Genomic DNA, 12,729 nt, shown 5'->3' with positions numbered 1-12,729 from the left:
CTTGATCCTCCCACTTGAGATCGGCACTTCGATAGTGGCGCGGCCACTACGATTCCCACCGGTTACTGTCCGTAGTCGCCGGTTATGGTTGGCCCAACTCGGGAAGGGGCGTCCAGGGGGAGGGAGCGAGATGGACGCGAACGGGCTCGAGTCGTTGCCGGCAGACGAGTTGCACGACCGTGCGGTGCGGTATGCCGTACGCCATGGGGACCTGGGGTTTCTTTGGGACCTGTTGAAGGTGATCCCGGCCGCCGAGGCCGCCAGCGGTCACGGCACGGAGGCCGCCAACGACCTCAGCAGGGTCTCCGCGCTGCTCAGCGATGCCATCGCCTCCGGAGAGGGGGAGTTGGGAGAAGCGCTGCGCCCGATCTACATAGAGTATTTGCGTAAACATCCCGACGCCTGACCGCGCTCCCGGGGCGTCGGAGGGTGACCTCGCAGGGCCGAGGCGGGCCACCCTCGGTGACCGCGCGGACGCGCTCAGCCCGCCAGGCGGGCCTCGCTGCCGCTGTATTCCGCGAAGCCGGGCGTGCTGACCTCCTGCCCGTCACGGGTGATGATCATCGTCTGGTACGGCCCCGCCGCCAGATCGGCCGCGAATCGCCTGGCCAGCATGGGGCCCATGGCGTGGATGGCGGTGGCGTACGCGTCGGCCAGGCCCAGGTCCGGGCCGATCACGGTGACCGAGCCGAGCCCCTCCTCGACGGCCCCCGTGTGCGGGTTGACGATGGGCGCGCTGCCGGAGGTGGCGATGCCGAGGTCGTGGGCGAAGACGACCTTGCGGATCACGTCCTTGCGCGGATCGCGGATGCCGACGCGCCAGCGCTTGCCCGGGGCGGCCGAGCCGCGCACCCTGATGTCCTCGCCCGCGCTGATGCGGTGGTCGCCCGCGCCGGCGTTGACCAGGGCGCGGGAAAGGCGTTCGAGCGCCCAGCCCTTGATGTAGCCCGACGGGTCGGTGACGCCGTTGATGCGGGCCTCGAAGTAACCGTCGGTGGCCTGGCTGATCTCGTCGCAGCGGTGGAGGACCTCGATGAGCTCGGGGATCTGCTTGATCGTCTGGCCGCGGTTGAGCCGGCCGATCTGGCTGTCCTCCCTTACCGGGCTGAAGGTGTCGTCCACCCATCTCAGCCAGGAGAACGCGTCATCCAGCAGGGGCGTCATCTCGCGCGCCGGGAGAGCGGTGCGGATGTCCACACTGACCGGCATGCCCATGACCATCTCGACACGGGCGCTTCCGGGGAAAGTCGTCACCTTGCCTCCTTGTCCGCAGCCCACCGTTGCAGATGGCGCGTAATGTGGAGCTAAACCTTTTGCCGTGATTTGAAATGAATCTGTGATCTTGGGACAGCAAGGCGTGACAACGCACCACCTACGTACCTCTTGAACTGCCGCGGGCCGGCCACCACCACCTCGCGCTCGGCGATGTCGGGAATCTGGCGGCTCAGACCTGAGGCGCTCAGGCGCTCCTTGGCCCGCGGGTCGTGCTCGGCGCCCTCGATGAGGATGAGCCCGTATCGGGTCTCCAGATCGCGCAGCTCGTCGGTGGCGCGCTCGGTGCGGTAGACGGCCACGGCGTCGGGCGTGCCGGCCAGGCGCTCGCGCAGGGCGGCCGCGTCGAGGCCGGTGGCGATCAGCAGGGTCGGTCTGGTCCTGTGGGAGATCTGGTGGCTCCAGACCGCCATGACGGCCGCCATCGCGTACAGGATGAGCGAGCCGGCCCGGCTGAGGTCGGTCACGTACGCCGTGGAGCTGAACTGGTGGGCCACCAGCAGCGCGCCGGCGAGATAGCTGCCGAGCCGCAGGCGCTGCCTGGCCTCCTCGGTGCGGAGGTAGTCGGCGGCCTTGACGGTGATCAGGCCGAACGCGACGAGCAACGCCGCGGCGGCGTAGGCACTGGGTCGCCAGGGGTAACCGAAGCTCGGCTGGATCGCACCGAACTCGGCCACCGCGACGCCGCACCAGAAGAGGACGGGACCTTGGTTCGCATTCGCCTCGCTAGCCATGCCACTCACGATGCTGAATGAACATTAAAGGTTTCTGAGTAGGGTCTGAAACATGGCTAACGTGCGTGTCGAGCGAACTGAGGACGGCGGATTCCGGGCCACGAACGCCCGCGGCGCCGAGGTACGGATGGGCGGCGGCGACGAGGACGGGGTGTTCACCCCGGTGGAGCTGCTGCTGGCGGCGGTGGGCGGATGCAACATCGTGACGGTCGAGCCGCTGACGGCCAAGCGGGGTCACCGGCTGGTCCGCTTGGCGATGACGGTGCAGGCGGAGAAGGTCGAGCCCAGCAAGCTGGGTCCGGTCACCGTCACGTACGACGTCGAGCTGCCCTCGGAGGCGGCCGACGAGGTGTTCAGGGCGGTCGCGGAGCGGGTGCACGAGAAGTACTGCACGGTGAGCAGGTCGCTTCAGGAAGGTACGGAGGTTCGGTTGGAGCTTCCGTAGTCGGATTAAACAGATATTCGACCCCGTTATGACGCGACCGTTGCATTCGTCTCGGTAGCGTTGTAGCAGGTCAAGAGGCCAATAGACCTTCACCGAAGCGGACGCGGAGGGGGACCGCGGTTCGCCAGTGCGGGACCGCCGGCGTTTTGGGGGAAGCGCCGGCCTGGACCGCCGCCGATCGGGCCGGGCAGCTTTGGGGGAACTGCCCGGCCCGATCTATGCGTATCCTCCCCTTTCGTGACGAAAGTGCTGATTGACTGCGACCCCGGCATCGACGACGCGCTCGCTCTGGCCCTGGCCGCCGGCTCCCCCTCCCTGGACGTGGTGGGCGTGACCACGGTGGGCGGCAACGTTGACCTCTCCTTGACCACCGCCAACGCCCTCGCGCTGCGGGAGTTCCTGGAAATGGGGAATGTCCCCGTGACGCCGGGCAGCGCCGGCGCCCTGCTGCGCGAGACCGTGCGCGCCACCCGCGTGCACGGCACCACGGGCCTGGGCGGCGTGGTGCTCCCCACCCCACAGCTGGGACCCTCGGACGGCCACGCGGTCGACTTCATCGTGGACACCCTGAAGGCCGCCCCCGGCGAGATCACGCTGGTGGCCGTGGGCCCGCTGACCAACATCGCCCTAGCCGTACGCCGCGAGCCGCGCGTCGTGGAGTGGGCCCGCGAACTGGTGATCATGGGCGGCTCGTTCACGCGCGGCAACCACAACCCGGCGGCCGAGTTCAACATGCTGGCCGACCCGGAGGCGGCCGCCATCGTCTTCGGCGCCGGATGGACGGTGAAGATGCTGGGGCTGGACGTGACCTTGTCCGCCATGGTGACCTCGGAGGTCCTGGACCGGATGCGGCCTCTCGGCAAGCTGGCCGAGCTGCTGGTCCCCGCCGCGCAGTTCTACGGAGTGGTGACGGCCGACAGCGGGCCGGCCATCCATGACGCGTGCGCGGTGGCGTACGTGCTCGACCCCTCCCTTTTCACCTGCGTCCCCGCGATGGTGAACGTCGAGACCGCCGGCCTGTACACGCGGGGGATGACCGTGACGGACTTCAAGGTGAGCGAGCAGGACGCGAACGCGCTCGTGGCCACGTCGGTCGACGTCAAGGGATTCTGGGAGCTGGTGCTGGGAGCGTACGAGAGGTTGGCGGGGCGGCTCGGATGATGTGCGGGCAGGGCTCGGCGGCTGATACAGTTACACCTGTTGCGCCGCTAGCTCAGTTGGTCAGAGCAGCTGACTCTTAATCAGCGGGTCCGGGGTTCGAGTCCCTGGCGGCGCACAGCGAAAAGCCCAGGTCACTCAGGTGGCCTGGGCTTTTTCGATTCAGGCGAGCGCCGGGCAGCGCCGCGTCAGGATCGGGAAGGTCTCGGCGCACACCCGGCCGAGTTGCCCGCGGTGGAAGACGAGCGGGTCGTCGTCGGAGTCGTTCACGGTGAGCGAGACCACCTTGGCGAGGATCAGCTCGTGGTCGCCCACCACGTGGCTGGAGTCCAGGACGCAGTCGATCCACGCGACCGCGTCCGTGATCGCCGGGTGGCCGCTCTCCCGCACCGACCAGTCGACGCCCGAGAACTTGTCGCTCCCCTTGGCCGCGAACGACCGGCACACCTGCTCCTGCCCGGCGCCCAGCACGCTGATCGTGAAGGCGCCGGCGGCCTTGATACGGGGCCAGGTGGCCGAGGTGTGGGCGGCGCAGAAGCTCACGATGGGCGGGTCGAGGGAGACGGAGGTGAAGGAGTTGACCGTGAAACCGTGCGGTTCGCCGTCCTCCAGCGCCGCGATCACGACGACCCCGGTCGGGTAGTGGCCGAGCACGCGCCTCAGTCGCAGGCTGTCGATCATCGTGTGCTCCAGCGTCGCTTGAGCTCGTCGAGGTGGCGCAGCCCGTCGAGGACGGTGTCCGGGTCGGGGACGAAGTCGATGAGGCAGGCGACCTCGTCGACGCCGATCTCCTGGAGCGAGCTCAGCACGGCCATGCCGTCGTCGACCGTGCCGAACAGGCCGCCCGTGTCGAAATAGCGGTCGAACGAGACCTCCAGGAGGAACTCGATGTCCTCCGGGTCCATCGAGTCCGGGTCGATGCCGGGCATCAGGTCCTCGGCCGCCTTCAGCACCAGGCCGAGAGAGCTGCGCAGGTAGTCGGTGAAGGGCTGGTGGACCACCTCGCGCACGCGGGCTCGGTCCTCGCCGATGAAGGTGTGCAGCATCAGCGCGACGTGGCCGGTGCCGCTGTGCGCCCTGGCGTAGTGCTCGCGGTAGTCGGCGACCTTGCGTACGAGGTCGTCCAGGCTCTGGCCGAGCAGGTGCGTCAGGATGCCGTAGCCGAGATCGCCCGCCTGGCGGAACGTCTCCGGGTTGCCCGAGCTGGTGAGCCACGTGGGCAGCTCCGGCTGGACCGGCGCCGGGTAGGCGCGCAGCTTGACCGACTCGCCAGCCCCGTCGACCAGCTCCACCTCCTCCTGCCGCCACAGCCGCCGCACCGTGTCGATGGTGTCCATCGTCACCTGCCGGCGGCCGGCGTAGTTCTCGGGGCGCAACGCGAAGTCGACCACATGCCAGCCGGGGGCGAAGGACACGCCGACCCGGCCGCCGGACAGGTTGTCCACCATGGCCCATTCCTCGGCGATGCGCACCGGGTGGTGCAGCGGCGCCACGACGCTTCCCGCGCGGATGGCGACCCGCTCGGTCACGGCGGCGACGGCCGCGGCGCTCACGGCGGGATTGGGATATCGGCCGCCGAATTCATGAAAATGCCGCTCGGGTGTCCACACCGCGGAGAATCCGTGGGTGTCGGCGAACCTGGCCCCTTCCAGCAGCAGCCGGTACTGGTCGGTTCCCGCCCTGACATCGTCGGCGAAATAGAATAGACCAAAGTCCATCGTTTCTCCTTGCGTGCCGCGCTGATGCGCCCAGTCCGGGTGCCACAAGTATTTGTGAGCGGAGAAAGCGGGGTAACCCCTAGCGCCCACTAGACGGGCGTCCCCGCCGCTGGGCACGGCCTGACGCGCTCGGGCAACCCTTATCGCCCCTTATCCCGACGCGGCTTCACCGCGCGCCGGACCATCGGCGGATTCGTTAGGGGAATGGCCCCGGACATTAGGGGGCGAATCCCGTGGCTACGTCGCTGCCGCATGGGCTGGAATACACAGAAAGCGGCGTGGCGCCGAATTCCTGGTCGGCAGGATCGAAGGAAGGAATGTCCATTGATCACCGAAACCGGAGCGTGGGTACGGCGGTTCTTCGCCGCGCCGGCATCCGCCACCCGTCTGATCTGCTTCCCGCACGCGGGCGGCTCCGCTTCCTATTTCCACCCGGTCGCCAAGCAGCTCGCACCGCGGCTCGACGTCCTGGCGATCCAGTATCCGGGCCGGCAGGAGCGCCGCCTGGAGCCGTGCATCGACGACATCGGCACGCTTGCCGATCGCCTCACCGGGGAGATCCTGCCCCTGGCGGACCGGCCGATGGCCTTCTTCGGGCACAGCATGGGCGCGGTGGTCGCGTTCGAGGTGGCCAGGAGGCTCATGGGCGACGGCGTCTCGCCGCTGGTGCTCTTCGCGTCCGGCCGGCGCGCGCCGTCGAGCGTACGCGTCGAGACCGTGCACAAGGAGGGCGATCAGGCGCTCATCGCCGAGGTGCGACGGCTCGGCGGCACCGACACGCGGATGCTGGACGACCCCGAGCTCGTGAACATGATCCTTCCGTCGCTGCGCGGCGACTACACGGCGATCATGACCTACCGCTGCCCGCCCGGCATCAAGATCGACGCGCCGATCATCACCCTGGTCGGCGACTCGGACCCGCACGTGTCGCTGGACGAGGCGAAGCGCTGGGAAGAGCACACCAGCGGCCCGTTCGACATGCACGTCTTCCGCGGCGGCCACTTCTACCTGAACTCCCACGCGGCAGCGGTCATGCGGAAGATCACCGAGAACATCCCCGCCGTCCAGGCGTAGGTCCCCCTTTCGGTTGCAGGAAGAGTACGAGGCGAGAATGGCTGCGAACGACACCAAGCTCATCGAGGCCCTGCGTTCCTCATTGAAAGAGACGGAACGGCTGCGTGCGCAGAACCGTTCTCTCGCCGAGGCGGCGCGCGAGCCGATCGCGATCGTGGGAATGGCCTGCCGTTACCCGGGCGAGGTCCTGTCACCGGAGGATCTGTGGGATCTGGTGGCCTCGGGCGGGGACGCGATCGGGGAGTTCCCCACCGATCGCGGCTGGGATCTGGCGGCCCTGTACGACCCGGATCCGGACAGCCGTGGGACGTCTTACGCAAGGCACGGCGGTTTCTTGTACGACGCGGGGGAGTTCGATCCTGGGTTTTTCGGGATCTCGCCGCGTGAGGCGTTGGCGATGGATCCGCAGCAGCGGTTGCTGCTGGAGGCGTCGTGGGAGGCGATCGAGCGGGCGGGTGTCGACCCGGCAGGGTTGCGCGGCAGCCGGACCGGCGTGTTCGCCGGGGTGATGTACCACGACTACGCGCCTCAGGTGTCCTCCGTGCCCCAGGAGCTGGAGGGCCTGGTCGGGACCGGCAACTCGGGCAGCATCGCTTCGGGCCGGGTGTCGTACACGTTCGGTTTCGAGGGCCCGGCGGTGACCGTGGACACGGCGTGCTCGTCGTCGCTGGTGGCGCTGCACCTGGCGGTGCAGGCGCTGCGGTCGGGCGAGTGCGATCTGGCGCTGGCCGGCGGTGTCACGGTGATGGCCACGCCGGGGACGTTCGTGGAGTTCTCGCGGCAGCGCGGGCTGTCGCCGGACGGGCGGTGCAAGGCGTTCTCGGCCTCGGCCGACGGCACGGGCTGGGCCGAGGGTGTCGGCGTGCTGCTGGTGGAGCGGCTGTCGGACGCGCGGCGCAACGGTCATCGGGTGCTGGCGGTCGTCAAGGGCTCGGCGATCAACCAGGACGGTGCCAGCAACGGGCTGACGGCGCCGAACGGCCCCTCCCAGCAGCGGGTGATCCGCCAGGCGCTGGCCAACGCCGGACTGTCGGCCGGAGACGTGGACGTGGTCGAGGCGCACGGGACCGGCACGACGCTGGGTGACCCGATCGAGGCGCAGGCGTTGATCGCGACGTATGGCCAGGACCGGGAGCAGCCGTTGTGGCTGGGGTCGTTGAAGTCGAACATCGGCCACTCCCAGGCGGCGGCCGGGGTGGGTGGCGTGATCAAGATGGTCATGGCCATGCGTCACGGGGTCCTGCCGCAGACGTTGCATGTGGACGAGCCGTCGCCGCACGTGGACTGGTCCGCGGGTGCCGTCGAGCTGCTGACCGAGGCCCGGTCGTGGGACGTTCAGGATCATCCGCGTCGCGCCGCCGTCTCGTCGTTCGGGGTGAGCGGCACGAACGCCCACGTGATCATCGAGCAGGTGGACGCCGAGGCCGTGAGTGATGACGCGGTCCTGCCCATGGTGCCGTGGCTGATCTCGGCCAAGACGCCCGAGGCGCTGCGGGCGCAGGCCCGGCGTCTGGAGTCGTGGGTCTCGGAGGAGACCTCGATCGCCGGCATCGGCGCGGCGTTGGCGATGAACCGGGCGGTGCTGGAGCAGCGCGCGGTCGTGGTGGGCGCTGATCGTGACGAGTTGCTGGCGGGTTTGCGGGCGCTGGCCTCGGATGCGCTTTCCGAGAGGGGTTCTGGCGGGAAGCTGGCGTTGCTGTTCGCCGGTCAGGGCAGCCAGCGGGTCGGGATGGGCCGGCAGCTGGCCGAGGCGTTCCCGGTCTTCGCCGAGACGCTGGAGGAGATCGACAGGCTGCTGCCGGTCCGTGAGGTGATGTTCAACGGCCCCGATGGGGTGTTGAACGAGACCGGGATGACCCAACCGGCGCTGTTCGCCTTCGAAGTCGCCTTGTACCGCCTGCTGGAATCCTTCGGGGTTCGGGCGAATGTGCTGGTGGGGCACTCGATTGGCGAGATCGCCGCCGCGCATGTGGCGGGGGTGTTCTCGCTGGCGGATGCGTGCGCGCTGGTGTCGGCCCGGGCGCGGCTGATGCAGGCCCTCCCGACCGGCGGGGCGATGCTCGCGATTGCCGCACCTGAGGCGGAGGTTGTGCCTTTGCTCGGGGACCGGGTGGGGATCGCGGCGGTCAACGGTCCGGCTGCGGTGGTGATCTCCGGCGATGAGGAGGCGATCGCGGAGATCGAGGGCCGGGTGAGCGTTCGGACGCGCAGGTTGCGGGTCTCGCATGCTTTCCACTCGCCGTTGATGGAGCCGATGCTGGCTTCCTTCGAGGAGGCCATCTCCGGGCTGACCTACCACGAGCCCACTCTTGCGATCGTTTCGAACCTCACCGGCCGGCTGGCTGAGCCGGGGCAGCTCACCCGTCCCGCTTACTGGGTGGAGCATGTGCGGCAGGCCGTGCGGTTCGCCGACGGGGTGACCGCTGCCGGGGCGAGCCACTTCCTGGAGGTCGGCCCGGACGGGGTGCTGACCGGGCTGGCTCAGCAGAGCATCGCCGACGGTGTGTTCATCCCCGCCACCCGCAAGGACCGCGACGAGGTCCGTACCCTGGTCGAAGCCCTGGGACGGATGCACGCCTGCGGTCTGACCGTCGACTGGGAGACGTTCTTCGCCCCCGTGGGCGCGCAGCGGGCGGACCTGCCCACCTACGCCTTCCAGCACCAGCGGTACTGGATGTCGGCGCGGGCCGATGCCGGGGACATGGCCGGGGCCGGGCTGGCGGCAGTCGATCATTCGCTGCTGAGCGCGGTGACCGAGATCGCCGGTGGCGAGTCCGTGATCTTCAGCGGCCGGCTCTCCGTGGCCGCGCAGCCGTGGCTGGCCGACCATGCCGTCAACGGCACGATTCTCCTGCCCGGCACGGCGTTCCTCGAGCTGGCACTGCGCGCCGGGGACGAGATCGGCTGCCCGGTCGTACAGGAGCTCACCCTGCAGGCGCCGCTGCTGCTGCCCGCCGACGGCGGGCGCCAGCTGCAGGTGCTGGTCGGCAGCGGTGACGACGCAGGAGTCAGGCCGGTCTCGATCCACTCGCGCGCCGACGGTGACGCCCCCTGGGTGCTGCACGCCGACGGCGCGCTGGCCGATGCCGCGCCCGCGCCGGTGGAAGGGCTGGAGCAGTGGCCGCCGGCCGGCGCCGACGTGATCGACGTGTCCGACGCCTACGACCTCCTCCTGGACATGGGGTACGAGTACGGGCCCGTCTTCCAGGGCCTGCAGGCGGCCTGGCGCCGGGACCGCGACGTGTTCGCCGAGGTCGCGCTGCCCGAGCAGGCGCACGCCGACGCGGCCAGGTCGGGACTGCACCCCGCCCTGCTGGACGCCGCCATGCACGCGCAGCTGATCGCCGGCGACGGGCAGACCGTCCTGCCGTTCTCCTGGGGCGGCGCGCGCCTGCACGCGGCGGGCGCGAGCAGCGTCCGGGTACGGATCTCCCGCATCCGGGACAACTCCATCGCCCTGACCATCGCCGACGCCGACGGCGCGCCGGTGCTGTCGGTCGAGTCGCTGGCCGTGCGCCCCATCTCGGCCGGACAGCTCACCGCCGCCGGCGGCGTCCACGCCGACTCGCTGTTCCGCGTGGACTGGACGCCGCTGGCGCTCGCCCCTGCGGGGGCCGAGGAATTACCCGAGCTGACGGCTATCGCCGAGGGCGCCGACGTGCCCGAAGCTGTGACGTACGTGGTCTCCGCGCCGGAGGCCGAGGTCCTCGACGCCGTCCACGAGATCACCGCCGAGGCCCTGGGCGTGATCCAGGAGTGGCTGGCCGACGAGCGGTTCACGTCGTCGCGGCTGGTCGTGGTGACGCGTGGTGCGGTGACCGTGCAGGCCACCGAGAGCCTGGACGTCGGTACGGCCCCGGTGTGGGGCCTGGTGCGGGCGGCCGAGGCGGAGAATCCGGGCCGGTTCGTGCTGGTGGACGTGGACGGCAGCGCGGAGTCGTGGCATGCCCTGGGTTCGGTGGTCGCTTCGGGGGAGCCGGAGGCGGCCGTTCGCGACGGGCAGGTGCGGGTTCCCCGGCTGGTGAAGACGGAGGCGTCGGCGGGCGATCCGGTGTTCGGCCCGGACGGCACGGTGCTGGTGACCGGTGGCACGGGCGGGCTGGGTGCCCTGGTGGCCCGGCACCTGGTGACGGCGCATGGAGTGCGCCGGCTGGTGCTGGTGAGCCGGCGCGGCCTGGAGGCGCCTGGCGCCGCCGACCTCGTCGCGGAGCTGGCCGAGCTGGGAGCCGAGGTCGCGGTCGAGGCCTGCGACGTGGCCGACCGGGAGGCGCTGGCCCGGGTGGTCGCGTCGGTGGCGGACTCATTGACCGGGGTGGTGCACGCGGCCGGTGTGAGTGACAACGGCCTGGTGGGCTCGCTGTCGGTGGATCGGCTCGCGCGGGTGCTGGGGGCCAAAGCGGCAGCGGCGTGGCATCTGCATGATCTGACGGCGGGTCTGGACCTGTCGGCGTTCGTGCTGTTCTCGTCGGCCGGTGGCCTGGTGCTGGCGGCGGGGCAGGCCAACTACGCGGCGGCGAACGTGTTCCTGGATGCCCTGGCGTCGTACCGGCGGTCGATGGGTTTGGTGGCGACGTCGCTGGCGTTCGGTCTGTGGGACACCGACGCGGGCATGGGCGGCGCGCTGAGCGAAGCCGACTTCGAGCGCATGCGCCGCCAGGGCCTGCCGGCGCTGTCGGTGGAGGAGGGCCTGGCGCTGTTCGATGCCGGGTCGGCCGGTGACGCGGCGGTGCTGGTGCCGTTGCGGGTGGACGCGGCGGTACTGCGGAGTCGTGGTGAAGGGCTTCCGGCGCTGTTGCGCGGGCTCGTACGCGGTCCCGCGCGGCAGGTGGCGCGTGCGGGAGGAACGGGGCTGGCACGGCGGCTGGCGGGGCTGGAGCCCGGCCAGCGGGACCGGGTGCTGCTGGAGCTGGTCCGCCAGGAGGTCGCCAAGGTACTCGGACACGCCTCGGTGGACGCCGTCCAGCCGGATCGCGCCTTCCAGGAGCTGGGCTTCGACTCGCTGACCGCAGTCGAGTTCCGCAACCAGCTGATCGCCGCCACCGGGCTGCGGTTGCCGGCGACGTTGGTGTTCGATTTTCCGACGGCTGAGGCGGTGGCCGGGTATCTGGCGGGTGAGTTGGCTGGTGGGCGGTCGTCGGATGCCGTGGTGGCGGCGGCTGCTGCGGTGGTGGACGAGCCCATCGCGATCGTGGGGATGGCGTGCCGGTACCCGGGTGGCGTGACCTCGCCGGAGGACCTGTGGAACCTGGTGTTCACTGGCCGGGATGCGGTCGGGGAGTTCCCGGTTGATCGGGGTTGGGATCTGGAGAGGTTGTATGACCCGGATCCGGGCAGTCGTGGGACGTCGTATGCGCGGCATGGCGGGTTCTTGTATGACGCGGCGGAGTTTGATTCGGGGTTTTTCGGGATTTCGCCGCGTGAGGCGTTGGCGATGGATCCGCAGCAGCGGTTGTTGCTGGAGGCGTCGTGGGAGGCGGTCGAGCGGGCGGGGATCGATCCGACACGGTTGCGGGGGAGCCGGACGGGTGTGTTCGCCGGGGTGATGTATCACGACTACGGGCTGGGCACTCCGGCGAATACCAGTGGCGGGAGTCTGGTGTCGGGTCGAGTCTCCTACACGCTGGGGCTGGAGGGCCCGGCGGTGACCGTGGACACCGCGTGTTCGTCGTCGTTGGTGGCGTTGCACTGGGCTGCTCAGGCGTTGCGGTCGGGGGAGTGCGATCTGGCGCTGGCCGGTGGTGTGACGGTGATGTCGACGCCGGGGATGTTCATCGAGTTTTCGCGGCAGCGGGGGTTGGCGGCCGATGGGCGGTGCAAGGCGTTCTCGGCGGCGGCGGATGGCACCGGGTGGGGTGAGGGTGTCGGTGTGCTGCTGGTGGAGCGGTTGTCGGACGCGCGGCGCAACGGTCATCGGGTGCTGGCGGTCGTCAAGGGGTCGGCGATCAACCAGGACGGTGCGAGCAACGGGCTGACCGCGCCGAACGGCCCCTCGCAGCAGCGGGTGATCCGTCAGGCCCTGGCCAATGCCGGGCTGTCGGCTGCTGATGTGGATGTGGTCGAGGCGCACGGGACCGGTACGATCCTGGGCGATCCGATCGAGGCGCAGGCGCTTCTCGCGACCTATGGCCAGGAGCGGGAGCAGCCGCTGTGGCTGGGGTCGCTGAAGTCGAACATCGGTCACACGCAGGCTGCGGCGGGCGTCGCGGGCGTGATCAAGATGGTCATGGCGATGCGGAAGGGTGTTCTGCCGCAGACCTTGCATGTGGATGAGCCGTCGCCGCACGTGGACTGGTCGGCTGGGGCGGTGCGGCTGCTGACCGAGGTGCAG

At 69.9% G+C, this 12,729-nt stretch carries 9 protein-coding genes and 1 tRNA gene; 6 read left to right on the top strand and 4 right to left on the bottom strand.

All coding sequences use genetic code 11. From position 1 onward, the window contains the following. Window positions 1-130 precede the first annotated feature (130 nt). Window positions 131-406 carry a hypothetical protein gene (locus tag ACFKCF_RS58390; RefSeq protein ID WP_394505760.1) on the top strand — a complete coding sequence of 92 codons (276 nt, stop codon included), beginning with the start codon at window positions 131-133 and terminating at the stop codon, window positions 404-406. Window positions 407-480: 74 nt separating this feature from the next. Here the strand turns inward: ACFKCF_RS58390 and ACFKCF_RS58385 are convergent, their stop codons facing one another. After that, window positions 481-1,254: an FAD:protein FMN transferase gene (locus ACFKCF_RS58385; protein WP_394505759.1), complete on the bottom strand. Its 774-nt coding sequence runs from the start codon at window positions 1,252-1,254 to the stop codon at window positions 481-483. Between the two features lie 50 nt (window positions 1,255-1,304). After that, a complete protein-coding gene (locus tag ACFKCF_RS58380; RefSeq protein ID WP_394505757.1) occupies window positions 1,305-2,006 on the bottom strand; it encodes a hypothetical protein in 702 nt (233 codons plus the stop codon). A 52-nt stretch (window positions 2,007-2,058) separates the two neighbouring features. Here ACFKCF_RS58380 and ACFKCF_RS58375 point away from each other — a divergent pair, with 52 nt between their 5' ends. From ACFKCF_RS58375 to ACFKCF_RS58365, 3 genes are all read left to right on the top strand, one after another. Next, on the top strand, window positions 2,059-2,451 hold the full coding sequence (locus ACFKCF_RS58375; protein ID WP_394505755.1) for an OsmC family protein: 393 nt from the start codon (window positions 2,059-2,061) through the stop codon (window positions 2,449-2,451). Window positions 2,452-2,688: 237 nt separating this feature from the next. Continuing rightward, window positions 2,689-3,612: a nucleoside hydrolase gene (locus ACFKCF_RS58370; protein ID WP_394505753.1), complete on the top strand. Its 924-nt coding sequence runs from the start codon at window positions 2,689-2,691 to the stop codon at window positions 3,610-3,612. A 41-nt stretch (window positions 3,613-3,653) separates the two neighbouring features. Further along, window positions 3,654-3,727: transfer RNA gene (locus tag ACFKCF_RS58365), tRNA-Lys, on the top strand. Window positions 3,728-3,771: 44 nt separating this feature from the next. Here the strand turns inward: ACFKCF_RS58365 and ACFKCF_RS58360 are convergent. Then, window positions 3,772-4,290: a flavin reductase family protein gene (locus ACFKCF_RS58360; RefSeq protein ID WP_394505751.1), complete on the bottom strand. Its 519-nt coding sequence runs from the start codon at window positions 4,288-4,290 to the stop codon at window positions 3,772-3,774. Further along, complete coding sequence (locus ACFKCF_RS58355; protein WP_394505749.1) at window positions 4,287-5,327, bottom strand: MupA/Atu3671 family FMN-dependent luciferase-like monooxygenase; 1,041 nt, start codon at window positions 5,325-5,327, stop codon at window positions 4,287-4,289. Before ACFKCF_RS58355 ends, ACFKCF_RS58360 begins: the two co-directional genes overlap by 4 nt. Window positions 5,328-5,651: 324 nt before the next feature. Here ACFKCF_RS58355 and ACFKCF_RS58350 point away from each other — a divergent pair, with 324 nt between their 5' ends. Further along, window positions 5,652-6,401, top strand: a complete 750-nt coding sequence (locus tag ACFKCF_RS58350; protein WP_394505747.1) for a thioesterase II family protein — start codon at window positions 5,652-5,654, stop codon at window positions 6,399-6,401. 37 nt (window positions 6,402-6,438) lie between these two features. Continuing rightward, window positions 6,439-12,729 (top strand): SDR family NAD(P)-dependent oxidoreductase (locus ACFKCF_RS58345; RefSeq protein WP_394505745.1); only part of this gene is annotated, 6,291 nt, incomplete at its 3' end.

Source organism: Nonomuraea sp. JJY05 (assembly GCF_043496855.1).
In the GTDB taxonomy this organism is placed as follows: Bacteria; Actinomycetota; Actinomycetes; order Streptosporangiales; family Streptosporangiaceae; genus Nonomuraea.
This window is presented reverse-complemented; position numbering and strand designations above follow the sequence as displayed.